The organism is Streptococcus sp. A25, from assembly GCF_043674095.1.
GTDB classification, from domain to species: Bacteria; Bacillota; Bacilli; order Lactobacillales; family Streptococcaceae; genus Streptococcus; species Streptococcus suis_V.
The window spans coordinates 16,376-41,900 of record NZ_JBIMJO010000002.1 but is presented as its reverse complement, the minus strand read 5'-3'; the positions used below and the strand labels follow the sequence as shown (position 1 = coordinate 41,900).

General features: G+C 36.8%; 20 protein-coding genes. 7 read left to right on the top strand and 13 right to left on the bottom strand.

The annotated features are described in order from the left end of the window. Position 1: 1 nt before the first annotated feature. Together ACHBID_RS01100 and ACHBID_RS01095 are read right to left on the bottom strand one after the other, a co-directional pair. Positions 2–1,048 (bottom strand): RNA helicase, encoded by a 1,047-nt coding sequence (locus ACHBID_RS01100; protein WP_394731419.1) that lies wholly within the window; start codon positions 1,046–1,048, stop codon positions 2–4. After that, complete coding sequence (locus ACHBID_RS01095) at positions 1,030–2,619, bottom strand: ATP-dependent endonuclease (RefSeq protein WP_394731418.1); 1,590 nt, start codon at positions 2,617–2,619, stop codon at positions 1,030–1,032. Before ACHBID_RS01095 ends, ACHBID_RS01100 begins: the two co-directional genes overlap by 19 nt. 188 nt (positions 2,620–2,807) lie before the next feature. On the opposite strand from ACHBID_RS01095, the gene ACHBID_RS01090 reads away from it, so the two are divergent. Genes ACHBID_RS01090 through ACHBID_RS01070 form a run of 5 tightly spaced genes read left to right on the top strand, consistent with a single transcriptional unit; the run spans position 2,808 to position 5,700 of the window. After that, the gene (locus ACHBID_RS01090) at positions 2,808–3,500 is read left to right on the top strand and encodes an XRE family transcriptional regulator (protein WP_394731417.1); all 693 of its coding nucleotides are present in this window, start codon (positions 2,808–2,810) and stop codon (positions 3,498–3,500) included. Between the two features lie 2 nt (positions 3,501–3,502). After that, positions 3,503–3,637 carry a hypothetical protein gene (locus ACHBID_RS01085; protein ID WP_394731416.1) on the top strand — a complete coding sequence of 45 codons (135 nt, stop codon included), beginning with the start codon at positions 3,503–3,505 and terminating at the stop codon, positions 3,635–3,637. 5 nt (positions 3,638–3,642) lie between these two features. Next, entirely contained in the window at positions 3,643–5,058 is a 1,416-nt protein-coding gene (locus tag ACHBID_RS01080) for a Y-family DNA polymerase (protein ID WP_394731415.1), read from the top strand. Continuing rightward, positions 5,055–5,405: a hypothetical protein gene (locus tag ACHBID_RS01075; RefSeq protein WP_394731414.1), complete on the top strand. Its 351-nt coding sequence runs from the start codon at positions 5,055–5,057 to the stop codon at positions 5,403–5,405. The genes ACHBID_RS01080 and ACHBID_RS01075 overlap by 4 nt, the downstream gene beginning before the upstream one ends. Further along, on the top strand, positions 5,392–5,700 hold the full coding sequence (locus tag ACHBID_RS01070; RefSeq protein WP_394731413.1) for a DUF5960 family protein: 309 nt from the start codon (positions 5,392–5,394) through the stop codon (positions 5,698–5,700). Before ACHBID_RS01075 ends, ACHBID_RS01070 begins: the two co-directional genes overlap by 14 nt. Before the next feature lie 8 nt (positions 5,701–5,708). Here the strand turns inward: ACHBID_RS01070 and ACHBID_RS01065 are convergent, their stop codons facing one another. The 5 genes from ACHBID_RS01065 to ACHBID_RS01045 are packed head-to-tail and all read right to left on the bottom strand — an operon-like array spanning position 5,709 to position 8,482. Next, entirely contained in the window at positions 5,709–6,005 is a 297-nt protein-coding gene (locus ACHBID_RS01065; protein WP_394731412.1) for a hypothetical protein, read from the bottom strand. A 55-nt stretch (positions 6,006–6,060) separates the two neighbouring features. Beyond that, on the bottom strand, positions 6,061–6,450 hold the full coding sequence (locus tag ACHBID_RS01060) for a DUF5945 family protein (protein WP_394731411.1): 390 nt from the start codon (positions 6,448–6,450) through the stop codon (positions 6,061–6,063). After that, positions 6,447–6,674: a DUF5965 family protein gene (locus tag ACHBID_RS01055; RefSeq protein ID WP_394731410.1), complete on the bottom strand. Its 228-nt coding sequence runs from the start codon at positions 6,672–6,674 to the stop codon at positions 6,447–6,449. Before ACHBID_RS01055 ends, ACHBID_RS01060 begins: the two co-directional genes overlap by 4 nt. Positions 6,675–6,727: 53 nt before the next feature. Then, positions 6,728–7,804, bottom strand: coding sequence for a DNA primase (locus ACHBID_RS01050; protein WP_394731409.1), 1,077 nt, complete (start codon positions 7,802–7,804; stop codon positions 6,728–6,730). Between the two features lie 39 nt (positions 7,805–7,843). After that, a complete protein-coding gene (locus ACHBID_RS01045; protein ID WP_394731408.1) occupies positions 7,844–8,482 on the bottom strand; it encodes a peptidylprolyl isomerase in 639 nt (212 codons plus the stop codon). A gap of 232 nt (positions 8,483–8,714) precedes the next feature. Between ACHBID_RS01045 and ACHBID_RS01040 the strand changes: the two genes are divergently transcribed. Together ACHBID_RS01040 and ACHBID_RS01035 are read left to right on the top strand one after the other, a co-directional pair. After that, positions 8,715–10,955 (top strand): AAA family ATPase, encoded by a 2,241-nt coding sequence (locus ACHBID_RS01040; RefSeq protein WP_394731469.1) that lies wholly within the window; start codon positions 8,715–8,717, stop codon positions 10,953–10,955. Next, the gene (locus ACHBID_RS01035) at positions 10,952–12,208 is read left to right on the top strand and encodes a hypothetical protein (RefSeq protein ID WP_394731407.1); all 1,257 of its coding nucleotides are present in this window, start codon (positions 10,952–10,954) and stop codon (positions 12,206–12,208) included. The genes ACHBID_RS01040 and ACHBID_RS01035 overlap by 4 nt, the downstream gene beginning before the upstream one ends. A gap of 115 nt (positions 12,209–12,323) precedes the next feature. Here ACHBID_RS01035 and ACHBID_RS01030 read toward each other — a convergent pair whose 3' ends face one another. From ACHBID_RS01030 to ACHBID_RS01005, 6 genes are all read right to left on the bottom strand, one after another. Then, positions 12,324–12,611, bottom strand: coding sequence for a DUF5966 family protein (locus ACHBID_RS01030; RefSeq protein ID WP_394731406.1), 288 nt, complete (start codon positions 12,609–12,611; stop codon positions 12,324–12,326). A gap of 13 nt (positions 12,612–12,624) precedes the next feature. After that, complete coding sequence (locus tag ACHBID_RS01025) at positions 12,625–12,924, bottom strand: DUF5962 family protein (RefSeq protein ID WP_029171439.1); 300 nt, start codon at positions 12,922–12,924, stop codon at positions 12,625–12,627. Positions 12,925–12,994: 70 nt separating this feature from the next. Then, positions 12,995–19,840 (bottom strand): SNF2-related protein, encoded by a 6,846-nt coding sequence (locus tag ACHBID_RS01020; RefSeq protein WP_394731405.1) that lies wholly within the window; start codon positions 19,838–19,840, stop codon positions 12,995–12,997. 48 nt (positions 19,841–19,888) lie between these two features. Next, the gene (locus tag ACHBID_RS01015) at positions 19,889–20,440 is read right to left on the bottom strand and encodes a hypothetical protein (protein WP_394731403.1); all 552 of its coding nucleotides are present in this window, start codon (positions 20,438–20,440) and stop codon (positions 19,889–19,891) included. Next, positions 20,424–20,615 carry a calcium-binding protein gene (locus ACHBID_RS01010; protein ID WP_001068448.1) on the bottom strand — a complete coding sequence of 64 codons (192 nt, stop codon included), beginning with the start codon at positions 20,613–20,615 and terminating at the stop codon, positions 20,424–20,426. Before ACHBID_RS01010 ends, ACHBID_RS01015 begins: the two co-directional genes overlap by 17 nt. After that, complete coding sequence (locus tag ACHBID_RS01005; protein WP_394731402.1) at positions 20,616–25,511, bottom strand: SspB-related isopeptide-forming adhesin; 4,896 nt, start codon at positions 25,509–25,511, stop codon at positions 20,616–20,618. Between the last annotated feature and the right edge of the window lie 14 nt (positions 25,512–25,525).

Below are 25,525 nucleotides of genomic sequence, written 5' to 3'. Positions count from 1 at the left end.
TTTACTTTATCTTCTTATATTTTGATATATCTAATTGCTTGACAAAATATAGATTCCCTCTCGTACGTGTACATGCAACATAAAATTTACTTTTAGTTTGTGAAGAAAGTTCATTTAAGCGATCAGCTGCGAATAATTTATATGTTGTTGGATTTAATACTACACAAACATTGTCATATTCAGAGCCTTTGCTATCCCCCCAATTCTGACTTTTGCAATCATAATCATAAGATTTTTGATAAAAAAGTTTCATAACATTGTCATCTGTCATTATTGATTCTATTTTATCCTGTGAATCTATGAGAGTAATTTGGGCAGAATACTTCTCTTCTAGCTGCGATGAAATTTCAATAGATAATTTTTCAACAATAAAGTCACAAACTATTTTTGGGCAACGATAACTTTTTGACAAACTTGACAAATCAATTTCAAACCCTGAATCAGAAATAACTTTTATCCAATTATCAAAATTAGAATGAACACCTTTCCCCTTATTTCCTCGCCTTGAAGTACTAAAGGTTTTTTGGTAAAAATCTCCAAGTAAAGACACTTCTGCATTAAGATTACTTAAACTTAGGAGCCAATCAAAATCATCTGATGCAAAATCCTGACACTCATCTACATAAATACAATCAAAAAATTTATCAATTCTCTCCAAATATGAATTATCAAATGGGATATTATTCTTTTTATAAATTAACTCCCCCCTCATTAAAGACTTAGAAAGTTGATTCTGAATAATTCTACCAGTAGTATCTATAGAATTATTGTCAATCTTTCCTTGAGTTTCATAGCCAAAGTTTATTCCTTTTGGTTGTTTCCCTAAATATGGCACTAAACAAAAACTATATAGAAACTCAAAGACACCAAAAATAAAAGTAGACTCAGGAATGTAGCCCAATTTGTCAATCAGTTTTGCTCTAATTGTATTCTGATTCGTTTCGGTGTATGTTATGATAAGATTTCTTTTTTGAGGGTCAATACTTTCAATTATTTTTGTTGTTTTGCCACTTCCAGCAACGGCATGAATCAATCTTTTATTATCCATTCAATCGCCTCTTTAATATAATTGGGTATCATAAATTTTTCGCTTATACTATCAGTCTCCAAGTGTTCTAGTAATCTCAATGCAAATTCAGCCTTCTCCCTAAGCATATATCCTAATAAATCATTAGATTTGGTTAATCCTGAAGAATCTAGTAAATCTGAGTTACAATTATAAATGCATATTTCAAATGTTCGATTCTCATTATCTAAATCAGAAGAAATTTTTATATTTTGGAATTGCTGATAAGGACTATACTTTGACTGTACATTCCTTGCATAATCACCATCATTATCTGTGATAACTGCTACATTTTTATCAGTAAAATTGGTTGCAATTTCTAAATACCTTTCAAAACTTAATCCATCTACTGAAATAATTGATACATTAAATTCTTCAGGCTTTTTAGAATGGAGTATTTCAAAAAACTTTTCTACTAAAATATATTCCGCATTCCCCTCAACAAGAACTATCTTCTTACCTAGAGAAAAGTTCAATAAATTTTGATTGGTAGATTTTTTGAAGAATCTTATCGTATCTTTTTTCAAACTTTCAAGTTTAGATATCTGACCATTATCTAAAAAAAGAAGATTATCCACACCTAATCTTGAAGCAATCATATTTGAATGAGTCCCTATAAAAACTTGAACACCTGTATTTGAACTTAACATTTTAACCAATTTCTGTAGGTTTTGGTAGCTCAAATGATTTTCAGGTTCCTCAATAAGCAGTATTTTAACCGTTTCCTTGAGATGACTGTATACATTTTCAACTCCTAATAATACTTTTTCTCCCTGCCCTAAATTTTTTATATCTACACCATTTTTTACAGCTGATACTGAATTTCTAAATGAATTTTCTGATTCATCAAAATGAAGTTGGAATTCTGAAGCATTCTCCTTCAACAATTCGTCCTTCCTTAAATCATTTAAAAAATTAAGTGAATTTATTCTATATCTATGATTAACTTTTGCTCTATTTTCAGCTGATATATTATCTAAATATACCTCATGAATACGTTTTTGAATTTCTTGCTGTGTATCAATAAGACTTGTATTTATCATTGAATGTAGAAACTTATATGGTTTATTGTAAGAGGAATAGGTTTTCCCTGAAAATGTCAAAAATTCAACTCTATAGAACTCAAAAGGAAAGACTGTCCAATTACTATTATTTAAGACAGAAGTAATTTCAGCTATGTAATCTTGATTAGGTGTTATTTTTAATGAAAGTCCAAAAGCTTTGATTTTTTGAGAGTTATGCTTCCCTTCGATATTGAAGTTAGAGGAAATTTCAGTACTTGATTCATCAAAATATATTTCAACGAAGACCTCAGGGAGCTGATTGATATCCCTTGTACCCATAAATTCTATAATCGCTTCTTGATTAATGATACTAGACAAACTACTTCTTTCAATTTGACTGTGACTACCGCTCAACACTAGACCAATTCCATATAATAGAGTTGATTTCCCAGAACCGTTCTCCCCAACAAAAATATTAACTTCAGAATTACAAGTAAAATCAACTTTCTGATAACGTTTAAAGTTTTGTATTATAATTCTTGATATCATATAGACTACCTGAACCTCGCATATTTAGTTTGAAAAGTTATTTATTGAAATTATATCACATAAATCATTCTATTATTTTTAAATAATAAATTCAGGATATGTTTTACATTACTTTCCTCTTGCATCTTAAATCTTTTATGATATAATTTTGTTAGTTTATAAAACAACAATAGTTTTCAGGAGGTAATATGTTTTCTGGTAAACGATTAAAAGAAAGACGAATAACACTTGGCTATTCTCAATCTGAACTAGCAGATAAACTTCATATAAACCGCTCTTCTTATTTCAATTGGGAAAATGAAAAGACTAAACCAAACCAAAATAATCTCAAACAACTGGCTATCCTATTAGATGTTCCTGAAATATATTTTGAGTCTGAATATAAAATAGTCAATACTTATCTTCAGCTTTCTTTACAGAACCAGGAAAAAGTAGAGAAGTATGCTGAAGAATTACTTCAAGAACAAGGGATTCACAATAAAATTATTCCGCTGTTTGCTGTGGAAGTCCTATCTGAGATCCAACTATCTGCTGGTCCTGGTGAAGGTCTATACGATGAATTTGAAACTGAGACTGTCTATTCGGAAGATGAATATACAGGATTCGATATAGCGACATGGATTTCTGGTAATTCTATGGAACCTGTTTATAAAGACGGTGAAGTCGCTTTAATCAGATCAACTGGTTTTGATTACGATGGAGCTGTATATGCCTTGAATTGGAATGGATCGCTCTATATCAAGAAACTCTATCGTGAAGAAGATGGATTCCGAATGGTGTCAATTAACCCAGATGTTGCTGAAAGATTTATCCCATTTGAAGATGAAATCAGAATTGTTGGCAAAGTTGTTGGCCACTTCATGCCTGTGATTGGAGGTTAGAAATGTCTAAAGAGTTTGACGACATGATTTACATTAAATCAAATCGCATTATTATATTACTCGACCAAAAGGAGTATGATGTAACAGACCATCTAACAGAATTGGTAGATGAGTTAGCAAAATTGAAAGCTAGGTGAATATTATGGGCTATGTCGACTACTCAAAAGAACCTCGTAGCGATATTGCTTTTGTCGATATGAAATCTTTCTATGCGTCCATTGAATGCGTGGAGAGAGGGCTTCATCCACTCCATACATCTCTTTGTGTTATGAGTAGGGCTGATAATACTTCTGGCCTCATACTAGCTTCTTCTCCAATGTTCAAAAAAATTTTTGGTAAAGGAAATGTCGGTAGAGCTTACGACCTCCCCTTTGATGTCCACACACGAAAATTTAACTATTACCGTGCAAGCATTGCTGGGCTACCAACAGATTCCAAGTTCGTCTCATATATTGAAAACTGGGCTAAGCGTACCTTTATCGTGCCACCAAGAATGGACTTGTACATCCAAAAAAATCTAGAAATCCAAAAAGTATTTCAAAATTATGCAGACCCAACAGATATTCTCCCTTATTCGATTGACGAGGGATTTATTGACTTAACTTCATCACTAAATTATTTTGTTGGAGATAAAACTCTTAGTCGTAAAGATAAATTAGATTTGGTTTCAGCAAAAATACAGCACGATATTTGGGAAAAGACTGGAGTATATTCTACAGTAGGTATGAGTAATGCTAATCCACTTCTAGCCAAGCTGGCACTTGACAATGAAGCCAAAACCACTGCTACCATGCGTGCCAATTGGTCCTATGAAGATGTTGAAACAAAGGTCTGGAACATTCCGAAAATGACTGACTTTTGGGGAATTGGTTCACGAACAGAAAAAAGATTGAACAAACTGGGTATCTATACTATCAAGGAATTGGCCAACTGTGACCCAACTATCTTGAAGAAAGAACTTGGTATCATTGGCGTACAACATTGGTTTCATGCTAATGGTATTGATGAAAGCAATGTCCACGAACCCTATCGCCCTAAAGCAGTCGGAATTGGAAATTCGCAAGTGCTCCACAAAGATTACACTCGTCAAAGCGATATAGAACTTGTACTTAGAGAGATGGCAGAGCAGGTTGCTATTCGATTGCGTAGGAGACACAAAAAAGCAACCGTAGTTACCATAAATGTGGGATATTCAAATTTTGAAAACAAGAAATCCATCAATGTTCAGAGAAAAATCAATCCAACCAATCGAACACTTGTTTTTCAGGACGAAGTCATTTCACTTTTTCGCTCTAAATATGATGGTGGTGCAGTTAGAAGTATCGCTGTGAGATACGATGGATTAGTGGATGAAAACTTTGCAGTTATTTCACTTTTTGACGACTTTGAAGAAAGCGAAAAAGAGGAAAAATTGGAAATAACTATTGATAAGATTCGTGATCGATTTGGATTTCTTGCAGTACAGAAAGCTAGTTCTTTATTAGAAAATTCAAGGGCAATTGCTCGAAGTAAACTTGTCGGCGGTCATTCCGCTGGCGGATTGGAGGGATTAAGATGATTGACCGTAGCTATCTACCATTTCAAGTGGCTAGAGAATACCAAGATAGGAAAATGGCAAAATGGATGGGATTCTTCTTGTCAGAACATACATCTGGTTTGGAGAATGAACATAATCGCATTGAGTTTTCAACTGAATTGACCTTAGCTGATAAACTACTCCTACTCAATCAACTATATAGTAATCAGTTAAATGGTATTCTGACAGTTCCTGGAAAAATTTACATTGGAAAAGTAAAAAATTTGACCTTCCAATCTGTTTCATTTGAAACTAAAGAAGGCTACATCAGTATCCAAATCTCTGATATTCTTGCAATAGACTTGGAGGTAGAGTATGAATCAGCTTGAGTTTAATAAAAATCAATTTCAAATGGATTATTTTAGTGATAGCTACAGAAAGTTTGAAGAGGATTTCTATCGCTACTCAGCCCTAGATACTCCACTTACTTTTCTAACAGATGATATTATGCTTACCATGGCAAAATCTCAAAAGCCCTATTTCAAGCTAAATAAGGAAAATTCGAAAGACCATCGTGACCATTATTTTATGTTCAATGTGGAACCTTCACGAGATAATAATCTAGTTAGACTATATTGTTACGATTCAACGATGACACATAGTTCAAAAAACAGGCCAAAATAATTGGTCTGTTATTTGTTATTATTGCTCTCTCGCCTACTTTGTCTAAATCTCTCAATGTTTTTTTCCAATTGTTCCGTGTTAAGTTTATTTCTCGCTTCCTGAATCGACATATCAAGACTTTGTTCCTCATCGGTTATAACGGTTTGAGATATTTCAACGCTCCTATCAGGGGTGAAACTTGTATCAAAAACCACATCTAGGAGTTGCTCTACTTTAGTTAATTCACTATCTGACATCTCTGATAATCGATGAATCAGTTGTTTGAATCGGTCTTGATTCTGTGTTTTCTTTTGAAAAAATTTCATTTTCTTCTCCTTCTCCTTACATTGTAAAAAGGTAGCCCGCATAGGACTACCTGACTTATAAATCATCAATGGCTACTGAAATAGCCTGTAACTTTTTATTTTGGATTTTCTTTTCATCAATCAATTGATGAAGTTCTTCAATTTGCTTTTGACAGGCGGAAATATCCTTATTATTTTGTGCAATGGTATCTGCCAAGTGCTGTTTGTAGTCACTTGTAATATTTACCTTCTTCGGCTGATTTTGTTTAACTTTTGATTCGGGAGTCTGTACCTCTTTAGATTCTGACTCCTTTTGTTGCTGTTCAAAAGCAGCCACATAATCTACTTCTTCAATTGGTTTTTCATCCTGTTTATGGAAAAGTGCTGCGATTTTAGCTCGTTCTTCATGGGATGATGTTGGTTTCACATCATCTAGTGGCTGATCAAAATTCCATGTTTTACTCATTCTGTATCCTCATTTCTGTATTCTGGGTATAGTGTAGTTTCTTTACCAAAGGCTTGCTCTAGTGCTTCATGAAATGACAACTGACTAGATTGTTGCCGTTTGATAAAGGTACTATACATAGCTGTTTGTAGTTGGTTACGATAGTTTTCCAATTTATCCGTCTCACGTGAGACCTTTTCTTCTTGCCTAGCTACTTTTTCAGCTAGACGTTCAATCACACTCATAGGGTGTCCTCCTTGTCACATTCTAGATTATGATAGCGGACTTGATTTTGTTATCACAATTCCAATGCATGTTTCCATTTAGGTGGAGGATGATTTTTATTGACATGTTCTTGGGCTGTTTGGATAAAATCACTTAAGGATATTTCCTTCTGTTGTTTCACAATATCATTCCAATCTGACTTTGTTTCAAGTCCTTGCAATGGTGGTAAATCTTGAAAAATCGGAAGTCCTTTATCTGACAGTTTCTGACAAAATTCTCTTCCTGCTTCATCGTTATCAATAGCCAAAGTTAACCCGTTTGAATGAGTTTGAAAAAAGGTTGTCGTCTCTTGTATTGCCTGAAGATAATGGCTAAGTCTGCTTGGTTTTACTGTATCTAGAAATGCCAATTTCCCTTGTTCTTCTGCCGCTAGACGCAAGGTTTGATAAGCAATCACTGAAAGTTTTAAGCCTTCCATTGAAATCAGGCGAACATCGGATAATTGCTTTTGGTGAAGCTGATAATAACTCATCATATCGATCACTGATTCACAAAAAATGAGTCGCTTAGGATTCCCAATATCGAAACTAACACCGACATGGCCATGAGAGCCTTTCATGATTTTCTTCAAATAGCCACGTTTGTGTCTTTCTTCATTTTTGACGAGACCTTGAAGGCTTGCTGCCTGTAAGGCCCCATTATGGTCAAAGCTTTTAAACACTAATACTGGCTCCGATTGAAAAGTAGCTTGAGCAAGCAATCCTTGTCTACCAAAGGTATTAATAGTCTGATCACTTAGGGCACGGATGTCTTTTAAGTAAAAACGTGCTTTTTGAAAGGGTGCTTCATGCAAATAATATTGAAATGGTTGATAAGTTTCCTCTATCAACTTAGCTTGTTCAAAATCTCCAGTTTCAAGATAAGACACAGCCTCTTTGAAAGTAACACCTGCTACTAATTGAACAAAGTCTATCACATCCCCTTGTATATCTCTTGAAAACCATTTGAAAGTATTGGTATCGGCAAAAATCCGAAAGGAATCATGGTCTGGGTGTTCAAAAATTTGTCCTGATAAACGTCTGAAGGAATAACCCAGACTTTCAGCCACATCTAAAATGGCCTTTTGTTTTACTGCTTTAATTCGTGTCATCTTGTCTCCCTATCAAAAAAAGCAGAAGAGTGTCTCCTGCTAGTTATTCTCGCTTTTTGTAGTTCCTTGGATCGTTGGTATGCTGGAATTGGCTCCATCTGTTGCTTCTTTCATGTCTTCCAGTTTTCCATTCCAGATGGTTACTTGATTTACCAAGAGCTTGTCGGAAACTTTGGAGTAGGATAAGATAACCGTCTTGGTTTCTGTCTGAGTGGTTCGCTGTTGTTGCTCACTCAAATCAGAAACATAGGTCACTTGATAGGAAACTTCCGCAAGTGCAACATTGCTTTCTGTATTGACATAGATACTAGCTGATTCAAATCGGTAGTCAAGCATATAATCTTTATAAACTTGATTGATCGCTTTATTCTGATTTGCTTCCTCTTCTGAAAATGCCGAGTCTGTCATGTAAGGCTTGATACGAGCGTTATTTTCACCCAACTGAACTTTGGTGAAATATTGAGTGAGAAATTCATTGACAAGCTCATCTGATAGAACTGTCGCTCTTTCCTCCTGCTTTTCCTTTGTCACAAGTTTATTAGCTTCTGCTCGTATTTGGTTCTCTGTTTCTTTTGAAACGGATTGTGAGCCGATCGTGTAGCCAATCATGACCATAAAACTGACTGCGATTAAACCTCCTACTCCAATCAGAAATCTAGCTTTCACTTTATTTAACATGGCTTACTCCTTTATTAGTGATAGCCTCATCTTAACAAGATTAGCTTGGAGATTTTATCACAGTGAACTTAAATCTTTATGGATCATCCTTTCTTTTTAATAAGACAATTTAAGCAATCTCTTATATAATAATTTCACTCATTCGATAAACAGTCAAAATGTTCATTCTTACTATTGATTTACTAATCAAAAAAATCTAATATAGTAATCAAAATATAAAAATTTGAAAGAAGTGAAACAAATGGTCGATGAAAACAAAATTATCTTAGTAGCTTTGATTGAACAAACTTATGGAATATCAACAGAACCAATTTTTAAAATAATTAATTTTTTACCAGATTTTAAAGTAAAAAAAATTCATGAAAATGGGCTCCATAAAAAAAATAGTCAGGGACAATATTGCTTTGACATTATTCATAAAGATGTATTTCAAATACCATATGTCGGAGATATAAAAAATTTATCTGTCATAGTTGGTGAAAATGGGTCAGGGAAAACAACTATTATTAACCAAATACTTAGGGGAGGAAAAGGAAAAAGCCAAATTTACCTTATTTTCAAACAAAATGACAAATTTTGGACATATCCTGATTTAGCACAAGAATCAATTTCAATCCCACACTGTTCTACACATCCCTATATTATTAAATTTTCAAATGCAAAAGAATTTCCAAGTGGCGATATCTACATTCGCTCAGGTGCAATTGACGCTTCAAACTATAAAAATATTATTGGATTTGATAAAAATGATAAAATTATAATACTGAAAGAAACAATAAACCAAATTAAATTTGTTAAAAAATTTAAACATAAAATTATTGAATTTGTAGATTATACTCAAAAAGGAGTGAATGTGACTTTCGAGGGTAACAAATTACCCAATATGAGTAACCAGCTACTATATCTAGATAAGATTGAAAAATTAACAAATAAAATTGACAGAGACTTTATTAATCATAAAGTAGTGGAATATTTTTCAATATTGATAAATTACATCATTGATATAGAGTATAGCGAAAAGAATCGCTCACAAATAAAGTATGAAGAACTATTGAATCTACATTTAAATTTTAGGAATAATAAAAACATTCAAAATCAATACCAATCAATTGGAATTGATTCTGACCGCTTCCTGCCATATGATTATAGCATTGGTGGTTTACGAAATGATGTATCCGATATCCAGCTTAATGATTCAAATATTAAACAATGGATAGAAATATGGCATACCTTATATATTATAAATCTCTATTTTAATTATGTAGTTAAATCAAAGGTAGGAAGGTATAATAAATATCACGAAGAAATCAGTACAATGTTAAAAGAGTTGGAGCAAAAGCTTCAATACAACTTCAATTTCTCAACAAATGAGATTGATGAATTAAAAAAGCAGATTGAACAGATAAAAGTATCTTATAAAGAACTAGAAAATGGTCTTTTTGATCAGTCAACGTCTTACACGCAATCACTAAAAAAATGGGATCAGGTTTGGCAAAAAATCAAAGCGCCTTGTTTTAGAGTTGCTAAAGCGATAAGTTATACATCCTATTTTGAATTAACTGAACATGGTTACTTTGTTAAACATAAATTAATCCCAGATAGGGTATGGACCAAGTTAAAAGATAATGTAATACCTAGTAGTGAGATCGAACGACTCAAAGATATCGAGGAGTTATTATACAAGTTGCATGAAATCAATACAGATTTTAAAATTTTATCCGAAATTATAAGCACCATTTCAGAGATTTCTATACCAGAACTAGAAGAATCTCTACAATTTAGATGGATTGGATTAAGTTCGGGAGAATTAGGATTATTAAGATCTTTTGCAAGTCTATATTCAGCAAAATTGGCATTACAAAGAAAAACTCCTCGAGGGATTGACCAAGAGAATTTTCTAATACTTTTGGACGAAGTCGATCTAGGGATGCATCCCGAATGGCAACGAAAGTGGGTCAGCACTGCTTTACCTATCATTGAAAAAATATTTGATAACAAACATTTACAAATAATAATTACAACTCATTCACCAATCTTTCTATCAGATATCTATAAAGAAAATATTATCTACCTATCTAAAGAGAATACAGAATATGAAAATAATAAGTTCAATAAGACATTCGGCCAGAATATCTATACTCTTTACAAAAACTCTTTTTTTCTAAATAGGCTAATGGGAGAATATGCATATAAGAGCATTGAAGATACTTTCGAATACCTAAATTTTAAAATCAATTCTGATTCAAAGGGTATTCGACCTGAAAGCTTATTTAAGGAACTTAGTGATAATTTGCAAAAGAAAACGGCTCAAAAAATTATTGAATCTGTCGGTGAGCCCATTATTGCTAATCAACTACAAGAATTATTTAACCGAGCTTTTTTAGAAAACAAAGATGAAATTGAGGAGATAAAAGACAAAATTGCTAAGCTTCAAGAACAACTTAAACAACTTGAGGAGGACAATTCCAAATGATGGCCTTAGAAATACCCAAATATCCAAAGGAATTTATTGATGCCTATGTTAAATTGATGATTTGCAAATATTTAGATGCCATTATTAGTAAATCATTGTTGAAAAGAATTGAATTCTATAAACCAAATATCAGAAAAACCTTTGGCTACAGTAGTGCGACCGTTATAAAATGTCTAATTAAAGAATACTATTTTCATGAAAACCATTTTGATGAAATAACTCTCTATGCGAAAACACATAAAACTGATTTAGGAACGTTTGTAAAAGCGAAACTAGGAACAAGCAACAAAATTCTTATTAATAAAATAACTACAAATAATTTCAAAGACTACAGAACTGAATCGTGGTATGACGATTTTGTGAAAAATTTAAATTTACTAATTATGAGAAAGAGTCAAAAAATTATAAATTTCGTTGAGAGCTACAATAAAGTAGACACTAATGACTTTGTTGATTACTTTAGAGAATTAATAATAATCAAACCTGAGCATATGGATTCTTATATACAAAATTGTCCTAATTATCAACCACCCAACTTTAGGAATATTAAAAAAATATACAACTTATCACAGGAAATTGAAATTAATAATAAACTAGAAAAAATTAATAACTATATGATTCGAAATTTTATAATTTCAGATAGCTATGGTTTAATAGTATGCCCATACTGTAATAGAAATTACATCAATAGTAGAGGTGACTCATTTTCAGCTGAGATGGATCATTTTTATAACAAAAATGATTTTCCAATATTTGCAGTATCTCTATATAATTTCATACCTAGTTGTGGAACATGCAATCGTCTTAAGGGGACCTACGATTTAAAAATTAATCCTTTCTTGAAATGTGAAAATAATTGTGTAAAATTTGATATCATAAAGTCCAATGAGAATTATCAAATTGAATTAAAACATATTAAAGATAACAAACTAGTCCATATTAATACTCATCCTGACTTAGAGAATGATTTAATTAATGTTTTGAAACTGGATAAAGCTTACAAAATTCACGATTTAGAAGTTCAAGAGATGGTAAATAGAGAAATAGAATATGGGCAAGAATATAGAGATTCACTAATAAAATTATTAACTGGAACAGAGGAAGAAATCAATAGAAAAATAGATACTCTAATATATGGAGAAGTAGTATTCGCGCAAGAGAATGAACTTATTAATAAATCACTTGGTAAATTAAAAAAAGATGCTTATGAAAGAATCAAAGGATGGAAACTCAGTGAAAAATATGATGAATAATTTAAAAATAGATATCTCAAATGATTGTTAGTAAAAAAAAGGGGGCAAAAGGAAAACTAATCTACAACAAAAAGTATTAAGAAGGGATACCTCGAAATCAGGTATCCCTCTTTAGTTAATCACTTCTTCTAACCGTTTTTGTCACAAATCCAAATATAACTAGTACATTGAAACAAACATAGAAAGTAGTAAAACTCCAAACTCCATTAGTTGCTAAATCTTCTGTATAGAGATACCTTTCCGTAAAGAAGAGGTAAATTCCATAAATTTCAATAAAGACTAATCCACAGATGAGTCCGATAAGAAACAAAGCACCTGAAACTTTCACAATCCGATATAGGACAAGCAATATTAGTCCTATTGCTGCGATAATCAAAAGGCTTTGTAGAATTTGTTCCAACATCTTACACCTCTTTCTAGGCTAATTGCTTACGGTAATAGTTGGCTTGTTCCTGGTCAAGTTCATCTAGTTGAGCAATCAAATCAAGGTATTCTGCCTTCGTCACCTCATCTAAGCTTGGAAAATCATTCTCACGACTTGTGATGATGAGTTCCAGCTGTCCAGTGATTTCACGCTTTGAGAAGCTATAATCAAGAGTTTCATCTTCATACTGTTCCTTTAAAGCTTGGTAGTTGGCTCTAGCCTCTGGGCTTGTAAAGCCTTGTGCCAACCATTCTTCAATTTGATAACGCATTTCTTCTAGTGTTTGGGCCATAGTCTATTCTCCTTTTGTGATTTCTTGACTTCATTTTACCGCGTTCAAAAATATTTGTCAGCCTTTTTTCTTATATCTCAAGTGCTATTTGTTGCTCCTTTTGAGGTGTTGTATCTTCACTAAACTTGGCCAAAGCCGCATCTATTTCCTCAATTTCTGCTTCTTTTTCAACCAAGGGAGCCAAAACATCATACTTAGCCTTTACAAGCTGATAATCTTCTTCCTTGGGAAAGACTTTTTCAACTTCTACTTTGGCTACTTTTAACTTATCTCGTAAGTCCTTAACCATTTCTTCAGTCTTTTCTTGGTCATCCATGATATGGTCAATGACATTGCTAATCCGTTGAATAGTTCCCACGTCTGATTTCAAATCAAGAGCGACTGTATATTGGTTATCGCCTACAATCGTTAAAGTGACGGTCTCTGGTAAAGGCTCACTAGGACCTCGTGTAGTCATTTTTAAATCAAATCCTCTAAAGTTGGCAAGGGTTCTGACTTCCTTGGTCTCTGAGCGGTTATAGGTAATGAGTTTTCGCAGATAGTCCCCAGCTTCAGCACGATTATCCATTGCTTGATTGTCAAATCGCATGACAAAATCTTGCGACTTTGTTGCCAAAGATTGGGCAATATCTTTATCATATTGACTCAACCGTTTTTCCATAATAGGGAGGTGCTTCTCGCAATAGGAAATTGTATGGCGGTATTCATCTTTTGAGCGATTAAAAGCTCGTTTTTGATTTTCTAAAACTGTTAGTTCATTTTCCAATTCCATTTTGAGTTTGAGGTAGGGGTTTCCAGTTGCCAAGGCCTTAAAGTCAGAAGCCGTCATAGTTTGTTCATCAATGTCTTCTGCCGACCGCACAGGGTCTTTTGAGGTCATAATCTGAGTGATATATTTGAGCTTATTCTCCTGCGTCTGCCAGAGATAATTGTCAAAGCTCCCTTTGGTAATGTAGTGATAAATATCCACCTCTTGGTGCATGTTTCCTTGTCGGATGAGCCTTCCATTTCGCTGGACAATATCAGACGGACGCCATGGAACATCTAAGTGGTGGACAGCTTTCATGCGTGATTGCACGTTTAGACCCGTTCCACCTTTTTCCGTAGATGCCATGAGAATCCGTACTTCCCCACTATTGACCTTTCGTGATAGGGAATTTTTCTTCTCATCGGTATTGGCATCATGCACAAAAGCAATCTGTTCTTTGGGAATCCCTCGATCAACCAGCAAAGCTTTCAGTTCATTATAAACATCAAAACCTTCTTCCTTACTTTTAGGTGTTCCAATATCAGAGAAAATCATCTGAGTAGCCTTTTCTCCTGCTCCTTCAAGGTAGATTCGCTCGACATTAACAACCACTTGAAGGATTTTCTGATTATCTGATAAGGTATAAACAGGGTCAATCAACCGCATATCAATAGCTAGTTTTCTAGCTTCCCCGGTTATCTTTAACATATTATCTCTACTTGGGTCAACACTACCTGACTTGATAGCGTCTGAACGCTCTACCAGTTCTTCTAAATAGTATTTCTGAGCTTGCGTTAACTCGCTTTCCACCGCAATAATCTTAGCTTCAGGAACAGGTAAATCAAGCATGTCTGATGTCTGAATATCGGCAGTTTCCTTGTAGATTCGCATGAGTTCAGGCAAATTGACAAATTTCTTGAACCGTTTCTTAGGTTGGTATTTATCACCTGTCGGGGCTAGTTCCATAGAGTTTTCGATATTCCCAAAAGCTCCAACCCATGAGTCAAAATTGGATACCTGATATCGTTCCAAAACATCGGGCTGAATGTAATTCATCATGGTGAAAAGTTCACTGATGGAGTTAGAAACTGGTGTTCCTGTCGCAAAAACGACATTTCTATCGCCATGCTCTGCCTGAACCTGTCTCACCTTCATCTCCATGTCTACGTTCTTTTTTGAAGTGGTATTGGTGATTCCCGCGACATTCCCAAGTCCAGTGATTGGACGGATATTCTTGAAGTGATGAGCCTCATCCACAAAGAGAAAATCAATGCCAAGGTTTTCAAATTCAATAAAAGTATCTCGCTCCAATTTTTGGAGTTCTTCCAACTGGTGCTCTAGTCCCTTGATTGAACGCTCTGCTTCTTTGACCGTATAATCAGAATCACTTCCTAGTTTGATTTCTCTGAGTTGTTCGAGTTTGTCATTGATATAGGTAACCTGCTTCTCTCGACTCATCGGTATTTTTTCAAACTGGGAATCTCCAATGACAATGGCATCATAATCCCCTGTGATAATTCGTGATACGAACTGTTTGCGTTTGGCTTTAGCAAAATCTTTCTTAGTAGTCACATAGACTTTCTTGGTAGGGAAAAATTTCATGATTTCTTGACCAAACTGGGCAGTCAGACTAGACGGCACCACATAAAGTGGTTTATGTACCATTCCGAGTTCTTTCAATTTGAAACCAGCTCCAAGCATGGTCAAGGTTTTTCCAGACCCTACTTCATGAGCTAGAAGGGCTCTTTTTTCCTCAACAATCCGTTGAATGGCATTCTTTTGGTGAGGACGTAGGGAGATATTCTGAGCAAGTCCATCAATGGTTAAATGGCTACCGTCATAGGTTTTTGATACTGTACGATTGTAAAGCCTATTATAGGTGTCTTCAATCATTTGTTGGACTTCTGGATACCTTGCTACAAAATCTTGAAAGAGTTCTTGGAGGTGTGTTTCCTTGGCACGTAGGACCGTTGTTTTCTCTACATCCGTCACATTCTTTTTCTTATCCCCATCGACAACTTGTTTGGTGATGGTTGGTTGATTGGAATTCAGGAGATTTTCAAATATTTTACGACCACTATCATAGCGTGAAGCAGGGACACCTAAACTTCTATCCGTTGCGTTGGAATAGGTGTAGGCAAACTTAGATTGGTAAGTGATAACCCCGTCAATGGGACTGACTTCAAGGACTGTTGTTACTTCTTGGTCTGACAGTTCATAGGCTTTCCCCATAAAGGTTTCTTGGGCAAATTTTCCGTAAACAGTCAGAGGAATCCAGCGTGAACCGATTCGATAATCAATGTCTGCTAAAGTAATGCGTGCTGGTTTGACTGTTTCTAGAAGTCCTGCATAATGAGGCCAGTTAAAGTCCTGATTGCCTTGTTTCACGAATAGGTCCACCACTTCTAACTTAGTAACCACATCACCTGACAGAAAGTCTTGGCGAGAAACATAGGTCAATTCTCCATTCAAATACTTCTCAGGATCGGGCATAATGAGGTCTCCTAACTCCTCAATCAAGGTCATCTTCGATTCAACCTGATAGATAGACATCATATAAGCAAAATCAACACCTCGTCCGTCAGCCAAGCTGGAATTTAAGGCATCAAGGGCAGTATGTACCTTTTTAACCTCTTTTTCAGGTCGTACCAGAGCCTTTTCAAAGGCAAGGGATTTGGTATAGATAACAGACTTTCCACTCGAATCCAAACTTTCATCTTCCAAACTAGCAAGAAGCGAATATTTATCATCACTATCAAAAAGATTACGATTCACTGCACTGTTCAAATACCCATAGCGTTTGACAAAGCTATCATAGGTACGATTGAGCTTGCTTAATAAGTCGTTGAACTCGCCTTTATCATAGTCATAATAGCGTTGAATGGCAATGACCTCTTTATAGGCATTACGAATGTCCACCATTCCTTTGATTCGTGCTACTTCTTTCTCAGATAAGGGAGCTTCATAGAAAACTGTCTTTTTATATAACCCTTTAAACTGACCACGTTTTGCTGCATCATCGGTCACATAAACATCCAGAGCACTGCTATCTGTGACTTCTAAGCTATTAAATCTATCAATCTGTTTTTGGGAATGTTTGGGGTCCCATGCTTTAAAGTTGCCATCTTCATCGACATAGTAACTGATTTCTTCCGTCTTGGTTCCAACTCGAATACCTTTATTATCTCGATAGTAGACCGTAGAACCCTGGTAACCAAAACTGTACTGACCTAGATTCTCCCTCATTTCAGCTGGAATGGAGGTATCAATGACTTGTTCGGTCAAGACATTTGAGTTAATGAAGACCTCATTTCTATTAATCTCTCTTGGGCCTTTTACTTGATGTAGAGCAGTTTGTACACTTGTAATCAAGTTATCACTAGTCCCCTTAACAAAAAGTGTTCCACCGTTAAAGTTTCTAACTTCATAGATTCCTAGCACTTGGCTATTGTATTCTCCATCAAAGTAAGGATTGAGCCAAATGCGACTATCCTTTTCATAACGAATGGAACCTGAAAAGGCTAAGTCATCTGTCACATATCCCTTGTTCAAGTGTTTCTGGAAGAACAACATATCCGTTGTGACAGTGGTTCCTGCAATGGTCTTAAAGGCAGAATCAGGCAGTCGAACCCCTCCAAGAAAGTCAGTTGTCTCACGAATATCTTGTAAAATGTTTTCGGTTCGCTTATCCATGGTTCCTGTTGAAGAGATAATGGCTACTTGCCCACCATCATGCACCAAATCAAGGGATTTTTTAACAAAGTAGTCATGAATCATGTAAGGCTTATCGTACCTGTTATCCGCAATTCGTATATTGGCAAACGGCACATTTGAAATCACCAAATCAAAACTATTGTCGTTAAAAGCCACCGTCTCAAAACCCTTAATTTCAATATGACTATTCGGGTGAAGGTGTTTGGCTATAGCTCCTGTAATGGTATCTAGCTCTACGCCATATAGTTCACTCTTTTCTCTTAAGTGTTTAGGCATAGCCGCAAAGAAATTCCCTGTTCCCATGGAAGGGTCTAGGATTTTGCCACCTGTAAAGCCATCTCTTTCCAACTTATCCCACATCTGACGGATAAGGGCAGGGTCCGTGTAATAAGCCGTCAGTGAGGACTGTTTCATATCTGAATATTCTTTATCTGATACTAAGTTTTTGAGTTCTTCACGTTCCTTCGAGAACTTCGGATTATAGTCATCAAAAAAATCATTGGCAAGCCCTCCCCAGCCTACATACTTGGCCAGCAGTTCTTGTTCACTCGGACTTGCTTTACGGCGTTCTGCTTCAAGTATTTTCACCAAACGAGTAGCAGCTATGTTTGTCTCAACCTTATCTCTAGCAGTCTTAGGATAGAAGTCCGTCAAATCTTCTGGAAAATGGAAGTCTGTTACTGGACTATCTGGAATTATTTCGACTACCTCCTCTTCAGGAATTTGATTATCTGTATCTTCAAGATCAGTATCGTTATGACCTTTTTCTGAACCATCTGGATCCAAAACTCCAATGTTCTGAACAGCTTCATTAACGGATTGACTTGTTTCCTCTTCCAGAAATGAAAAAAGATTCAATTCTTGGTCTGGTTCGTCCAACTCTACTTTTGGTTCTGGCTTTGGGATATGAAGCACCTGACTAATTTCCTCCCATGTTCTCAAATAAAGAACTGGATTTTGTTCAATGATATCGGAGAAATCATTAACCAACTCAATTCGAATCAAACCATTTAATCGTGCATCGCTGACCGACGTCACTTCAAAGTCCTGTCCCTTATAGGAAACCAATGACCCCAGAGGATAAGTGTCCAATACTCTCTGGACCAGTGGATTTTCCGCGAATTCTTCATCAACTATTTCTTTTCCCTCAGCTTTCTCTAGCTTGTTCTTCCAATCTCTGAGGGTTAAATCTGGCTGATTGCCTTTATCTTTTTCAAATTGCTCCGCGTCTTCTCTGCTAAGTTCTTGGTGTAAAAAGGCGTAAGCAATTTGTCGCAGCTCTTCAATGGAAAGCTGGCTACCAAAGAAAAATTCAATTTTTTCATGACCCAATCCCATTTGGAGTAGTTCTGTCGCAAGGGCTAGTTGAGTTACAGAGGCATTGGGATAGCCACCTAGTAAAGCAAGATCCGCATTTTTCAAACGAAAACGACCTACCGCATCCAATAAAATACCAACTTGGTCTGGGTCAAACTGAGATAGCTCAATCCCCACTTGAGTCAATTTTTCTTGATTTTCTATCCTAATGGCTTGTCCAATTTTTTCTAACTCCTTTTCTTCGACTGTAGTCAACGTTCGTTTCAGCTCATAGGGACTGCCATCAGCCTCTAGATAGGTAAGTAACTCTTCTCCTTCAAAGACTGGTGTCATTTCCATCTCAGTATCAAAATCACCTCGTCTAAAACTTGGGACTTTGGAACGTTCATTTCGAATTTGGTCAAAATATGTTAGAATCTCAAATTTACGTCGTAAAGATAACTCTTCATAAGCTGGCAGATGACTGGTTTTTCCTGTTTGAACATCTAGTTGAGACAAATCTACATCCAAACTAGCAATAACCAGAGAGCCCTCTTCTCGAAAAGATATTGCTTGATGAACACTTGTTTTGTGCTCATCAACAGTTTCTTGATTTTCTAGAATAGTTTCATCAGCTCTTGTTTCAAGCTCAGGCTCGTAAGTTAAGAGAAACTGTTCAATATCTCGGCTAATCCGATCCGCTAAATTATTAGCCACACGATACACATTGACCAAATTAGCTCCCCTACTCTTTTGTAATAGAGAATCTGGTGAAATAGTTTGGTAGTGTCCATTTGAGTCTAATAGTTGAAAACGAGTGGCCAGATTGAACAAGGCCACTTCAATCACCAAGTCTTTTTCAGACGGCGATAGTTTGTCGAGTTTTTGGAGACCACTTTGGCCGAAAACTTGTGTATAGGTCAATAGATCATGAGCAGTATCATAAGGACTAGCCTGGACAAAAGCTGAAACATCTGTCTCAAAGTGAAGTACCTGAACAGGGCTAATGTTTGCTTGCCTATTGGATAAAAACTGACGAATAAGACTATCCCACTCCTCATCAAAATGCTCTGCTTGGTAATATAAAAACGCCTCAAGCAAGGCTCTATCACGAGGAATGGTGGCTCTCATCATTTGTAGTAAGACTTCTTGATTCATTTTCCCTCCCATTTTAAAAGGGCTGAGAGTTTTTCTCAGCCCTTTGCGTTAATCTAGGACCAAGGCTCGTTGGTCTCTTTCTTGTGGAATACCTTCCATTACAGTTGCCACATAGTGTTGTAAGAAATGACTTTTCTGGTCTAGTAAATCTTTTTGCAAGGCAAGGTGAACCAAATCTCCAAAATAATCCTGACTGGAAATAGCCAAGTCCTGTTGAATCATGTCCTGTAAGGTTTCAAGGCTAAGTGGTGAATAATCGTCACTATCCAAAACCTCATACTGTTCCAAGGTGTCTGAAAGACTATTTGATGACATCAGATCCATAATAAAACTAGAGCCTTCCCCTGTTCGGTACAACTTTTCTAGAATGTCAGTCATATCTGCCTGTACTTCATCCTGATAACTATCCACTTTAACTCGTAGCTCATCACTAATCAAGGATAGGTCATCTTCATCCATATAATCTTGATAAACCTGATTGAGGATTGTTCTATCAGAAATACTTAATTCCAAAGAGAGAAAGGCCTTGATAAACTCTTGGTAATCGACCTTCTCCATTTCAGACAAAGCCTCTTTCATGGTGTCAAAGTTCCAAGCCATCACACAACTCCTTTTGTGGGACTAGTGGTGAATGTCCAGATTGTAGCTCCTCTAAATCAGCTTGACCATCACCATCTGTGTCAACAGACTGCGGATTGGTTCCCAAAGCCAGTTCCTGAGCATCTGTCAAGCCATCTTGGTCTGAATCCTTTTCATAAATAGTTTTTGGATTCATCTACTTCTCCTCCTTTTTCTTCAGTCCATAAGCAGTACCAAGTAGAATACCAGCTCCAATCAAGCCCAAAAGGGATTCCTGTTCCCCTGTATTTGGCAAAATGCTTGCTGGAACAGGCGGTTCAATAGTCTCAATTGGTGGTTGAGGTGGTGTGGGTTGATTTGGACTTGGTTCTTCAGGTTGAGGTGTATGTGTTACAACTGTATTTGAGCTAATGACATAGCCATTCACTGTATGAAGGTAGGTATTCTCCACCTGACCAGCCGCAATCCGTTTCATCTGCAGGTAAACATCTGCCTGAAAAGCTGAATCATCAGATATAGTCTCTAAGAAGGATTTATCAAATGAAATTGACACTAGGCCATTTTCTGTATCCACCTGTTGCAAGGTATATTTCGTGACTTCTGTCCCCTCTTTTAAGACAGAACCGTCTTTGAGGATGACATCCGTCATCAGATAGCTGCGATAAACACCATTATACTCATCATGCTTTTCATCATAGTTATCTTCAAAACCATATTCAAATAAATCAGTCGCACGATTACTTGGAATCAATGCTCCAACCAAGCGATAGTTAAAGGTTTGATGCAAGGCCACTTCTTTCCCGTCAAGGCTGTCATCTTTATGAGACAAGTCGATCACCACATCTTTTTGTGGGTCTAATTTTGGAACATTATTAACCACTGTTTCCGTGACATAGGCCAAACCAAAATCAATCTGATAGGCTGTATTTTCATACTGACCACCTGTTTTGGTCAACTCATTTTTTACCGTCATCGGAAGCGTGACAACTAAGGTTTGACCAGTCTTCACATAGGTATCATAAAAGGCTTTTGAATCATCGCTACTAAGAACTTGAATGGCTCCTTTAGGTGTAAACTGACGTTTAACCATGGCATCTTGGACGACTTTCGGAGCTTCTGACAAACTAGCGTAGGTGCTGACAGAGATACCAGATACACGATTGCCATCCTTATCCAAAACTTGAATGCCATCAGGATTTAGGGTAAGGGCTTCTTCTGGGTAATCGTCTACCATGTAAAATCCCTTGGCAAGAACATCATCCGTCACGACCATGTCCTTGTATTGACTGTAATCCAAGACAATTTTGTAATAATTGACTGTATTCGGAAGGACAGTCTTTCCATCAATTAAAATGCCTTCTTGATTGGTATTAGACTTATGTGGAGTTACTTTAGGGACGAAATTAGTCACCGTATTGGTTTCATAAGCTTGGCCAAAATCCACCTGATAGGCCACGTTTTCATAAGACTTCCCTGAATTAAGCATGGTTTCCAAAACCGTCATCGGAGTGACAATGGTAATATTCTCTCCCTTGGTCACATAAGATTCAAAAAAGGCTTGTGGGTCCTCAGGCATAAAAACTTGAAAAGCTCCTTTAGGCTGAATTTTTTGTTTCGAAAGGGCTGCTTGTAGCGTTTTAGGAGCTTCTGATAATTGAGAATAAGCCTTCACCGTGATTCCTGAAACTGTTTTGCCATCAGATGTGACAAACTGAATAGCTGCTTCATCTGGCAATAAAGCTTGTTCTGGATAATCATCCACAAAGTAAAAACCTTGTGCAATCTGAGTGTTGTCTGCTTTAATCCCTCGGTATTGGTCCAAGTCCCATGAGAGAGTATAGTGATTTTGAGTTCCCACTAGCATGGGCTTCCCGTTGATATCCACTTTATCCTTGTTTAGGTTTTGTTTCTTGGGTTCTGGAGAAACAAGGGTGTTGGTCACTTCCTTGGTTTCATAGCCATTTCCAAAATCAACTTGATAAGCCTTGTTTGTATAGGTATTAGTTTGACCATAGAGAATATCTTTAACCGTCATTTTGGTCAAAAGAACTAAAGAAGTTCCTGTTTGAACATACTGGTCATAAAAGGCTTGGTTGTCATCCGGCAAAAAGACTTGAAAGGCACCTGTCGGTGTAATCTTAGCACGAGCTAATTTATCTTGAAGGTCTTTAGGGGCTTCATTTAGGGAAGCATAATTTTTAACCGTAATTCCTGATACCTTCTGACCGTCAAGGGTTGTAACAGCCGTCCCATTTTCCACCACATCAAGCACATCCTCTGGGTAATCGTCCACAAAGAAGAAGCCTCGTGCAATTGTCTCTTTTGCAGAACGATCTCCCTTATACTGGTCCAAATCCCAAATCAATCGGTAGTGGTTGGTTGTGCCAAGGGCTACGACCGTGTCATTAATGAGGACACCGTCCGCATTTTCATTGTTTTTATCTGGTGTAATGAGCGTGGTTGTCTCCCCATCACCTGGTGTACGAACCGTTACAACATTCGAAGTGACTGTGTAAGCATTGGTTGTGCCCTTGTTCAAAAGGAGTTTGTAACTATTGGAATAGGTTGCCCCATCATTTTGAATAGAACCATAGAGTTTTGGAGCGGTCAGTTGATATACCTTGGTTAAATCTTTATTTACCTCCTGCAACAAGTTTTCCTTTGCAGTTAAGGTCACAAAATTCTTAGTCTCATCAAAGCTAAGGACATAGTTTCCATTCTCTTTTTGTGTTGTTTCCTTATCAAATAGGTAACCAGCAGGCAAGTAGTCCTCAAAAATAAGACTAGTCGTTTGGGCACGATTGGGCGATAAGGCATCAACTGTTAAGGGATAAATCACCGTTGAATCTTTTGCGACAGTTTTCTCATGAAGATTAGCTTGGTCACTATTGACTACTTCTTTCATAATCTCTGGAGTTGTCGTCAAACGGTACGCATGATAATGGACAGTCGGAACTTGTGGTGGCGTTGGAAGTTCTTTTGGAATAGGTTTAACAGGTAAGTTTACCTTGGTCAAAGTTAGACTAGGCTGCACTACTTCTTCCAAAGGCTTTGGCGTGAAGGTCACAGGCTTTTCAGGTGTAAAGGTTTTTGGAGTAAAGACATCTGGTGTTACCGTAATAGGTTCTGGAACGGGTTCAAGTTCCACCGCTACATGAGGTTTGGGACTATACGGTGTTACTGTACGTGCAACTGGTAGGGTATTTAAGGCGAACCAGTATGACAAGCCAACATTCTGTAGCATATCGCCTTGGCCAAAGGTTACTGTGTAGGTATTACCTGATGTAACTGTTGAGACAATAGCTCCTTTATAAGCATAACGACTTGATGTGGTATCCCATTCCTCAGGTAAATTCAAATCACTAGCACGGTTGGAACCCAAAGAACGTGCTAGACCTTCATTAGTCACTTGAACGGTTGAACCATTGATTGGCACAAATTTCCCAGATGAATCTTTAACATATTCTAGACCAATGTCATTATGATTGAGGGAAGAATGTGTGAAGACACCTGGTTTTTCTTTGGAGAAGGTAACTTGTGAGCCGTTTTCCAAAAAATACTTAGCAACTACACGAAACTCCATCTTGTCTGTTCGCCAGTCACCGTTTCCGTCATTTCGATAGGCAATAAAGCCCTCTGTGGGATCGTTTGGTACAACCAATTTCACGGCATCGGTTCCAGCTGGTGATACAAGGTTGGTAATATCGTAAGTCACTCGACTAATCTTTTTACCATCAAATCGTGCATTTTGAAGATTTTGATAGTTAAAACTAAGGGTCTCACCTGTTTTGAAGCTATCATAGACAAAGAATCCTGTTGAATCCAATATTCTTGAGTAGCCACCCAGCATGGCATCGCCAGTTGAAATGATTTGATTAGGATTTCGGGTAATTGCTCCATGTTGTGCTTGGGGTTCACCGTTATTGAGATTGAGGGCTTGAGCAAGGGCTTCAGAAATATAACCTTCTTCACCTTTCGAAATCTCGGCCAAGTCACGTTGATAGCGTTCCATTTCTTTGGTATTGTAGGCATCAATCACTTCATTTTCTTTTCTGGCTGCGGCTTCTTTTTCTTGATTACGTTTTGTGATAGCTTCAATCTCGGCTGCACGATCTGAAACTAATTGTTGTTTCTCCTGATTAGCTTGATCTACTGCGGCTTGACCTGCACGGTTTTCAGCATCAACAGCTGCTTGACCTGCCTGATTACGCCTTTCAATGGCTTCATTATCTGCCTTTGCCTTAGCAAGTCCAGCCGCATTCTCTTTTTGAATGACCTGATTTTTCGCAACAATATCATCTGCCTTGGTTTTCTTTGTTAGATAATCCGCTACAGCTTGTTCGTTAGTTGATTGAATAGTTTCAACAGCCTTGCCATAGTTTGTATAGTCCAGTACAGATGTTCCGTTTCCTGATGAGACTACTTGTTCTTTTACTGTCACATCAGCATCTGCATACTGAGATTTTAGGTCATTGACCTTGGTATCAACCCAAGCATTTGTCTCCTTCCCAGTTTGGTTGGCACCTTCGTAGGCCTGTGACAGCTCCTTGTTTTCTTGTTCAATGCGGGCTTTATTCGATTCATATGTTGCTTTATCAGCTTTGTAGGTTTCAGTAACTTCATTGATAACCTCAACTTGTTTTTGGGCATCTGCTTCTGCTTTAGAAATTTGTTGGTTAGTTTCTGCCGCAGATGTCGTATTTCCCAAATCCATTGGACTATCTTCAACCGTAGAAACACCTTCAGCATTTGCTTGCTCAACTGCTTGTGTTACCGTATCGTGTGGTACGGTGACAGCAATGGCACCATTAGATTGTCCAGTTGAATCTAGGCTATTTGTTTGTTCAGAAACTGGACTTGGTTGAGCCTCTGGTAAATTGGTGGCTGGATTCCCTGTTCGTTGCATGGTTGTATCAACGGATGGTGTGACTTCATCAGCATGTGCAACCGTACCTCCCCAAGCAACAACAGCGGTCACCATGGTTCCAAGGGCAACCGAACATAGAGTACGGTATTTTTTACTCTTGCGAAAGACGTGTTTCTCGCCTTTTTCCTGATTGACAAGAAAGTGATGATTACATGTTTTGGTCATAAAGTGTCCTTCTT

Excerpts from the sequence above, each read along its gene's own strand:
- ACHBID_RS01100 (WP_394731419.1), bottom strand. The coding sequence starts at position 1,048 with ATGGATAATAAAAGATTGATTCATGCCGTTGCTGGAAGTGGCAAAACA.
- ACHBID_RS01005 (WP_394731402.1), bottom strand. The coding sequence starts at position 25,511 with ATGACCAAAACATGTAATCATCACTTTCTTGTCAATCAGGAAAAAGGC.
- ACHBID_RS01045 (WP_394731408.1), bottom strand. The coding sequence starts at position 8,482 with ATGTTAAATAAAGTGAAAGCTAGATTTCTGATTGGAGTAGGAGGTTTA.
- ACHBID_RS01010 (WP_001068448.1), bottom strand. The coding sequence starts at position 20,615 with ATGAATCCAAAAACTATTTATGAAAAGGATTCAGACCAAGATGGCTTG.
- ACHBID_RS01025 (WP_029171439.1), bottom strand. The coding sequence starts at position 12,924 with ATGGCCCAAACACTAGAAGAAATGCGTTATCAAATTGAAGAATGGTTG.
- ACHBID_RS01035 (WP_394731407.1), top strand. The coding sequence starts at position 10,952 with ATGATGGCCTTAGAAATACCCAAATATCCAAAGGAATTTATTGATGCC.
- ACHBID_RS01020 (WP_394731405.1), bottom strand. The coding sequence starts at position 19,840 with ATGAATCAAGAAGTCTTACTACAAATGATGAGAGCCACCATTCCTCGT.
- ACHBID_RS01030 (WP_394731406.1), bottom strand. The coding sequence starts at position 12,611 with ATGTTGGAACAAATTCTACAAAGCCTTTTGATTATCGCAGCAATAGGA.
- ACHBID_RS01015 (WP_394731403.1), bottom strand. The coding sequence starts at position 20,440 with ATGGCTTGGAACTTTGACACCATGAAAGAGGCTTTGTCTGAAATGGAG.
- ACHBID_RS01055 (WP_394731410.1), bottom strand. The coding sequence starts at position 6,674 with ATGAGTGTGATTGAACGTCTAGCTGAAAAAGTAGCTAGGCAAGAAGAA.
- ACHBID_RS01050 (WP_394731409.1), bottom strand. The coding sequence starts at position 7,804 with ATGACACGAATTAAAGCAGTAAAACAAAAGGCCATTTTAGATGTGGCT.
- ACHBID_RS01090 (WP_394731417.1), top strand. The coding sequence starts at position 2,808 with ATGTTTTCTGGTAAACGATTAAAAGAAAGACGAATAACACTTGGCTAT.
- ACHBID_RS01060 (WP_394731411.1), bottom strand. The coding sequence starts at position 6,450 with ATGAGTAAAACATGGAATTTTGATCAGCCACTAGATGATGTGAAACCA.
- ACHBID_RS01095 (WP_394731418.1), bottom strand. The coding sequence starts at position 2,619 with ATGATATCAAGAATTATAATACAAAACTTTAAACGTTATCAGAAAGTT.
- ACHBID_RS01085 (WP_394731416.1), top strand. The coding sequence starts at position 3,503 with ATGTCTAAAGAGTTTGACGACATGATTTACATTAAATCAAATCGCATT.
- ACHBID_RS01065 (WP_394731412.1), bottom strand. The coding sequence starts at position 6,005 with ATGAAATTTTTTCAAAAGAAAACACAGAATCAAGACCGATTCAAACAA.
- ACHBID_RS01070 (WP_394731413.1), top strand. The coding sequence starts at position 5,392 with ATGAATCAGCTTGAGTTTAATAAAAATCAATTTCAAATGGATTATTTT.
- ACHBID_RS01080 (WP_394731415.1), top strand. The coding sequence starts at position 3,643 with ATGGGCTATGTCGACTACTCAAAAGAACCTCGTAGCGATATTGCTTTT.
- ACHBID_RS01075 (WP_394731414.1), top strand. The coding sequence starts at position 5,055 with ATGATTGACCGTAGCTATCTACCATTTCAAGTGGCTAGAGAATACCAA.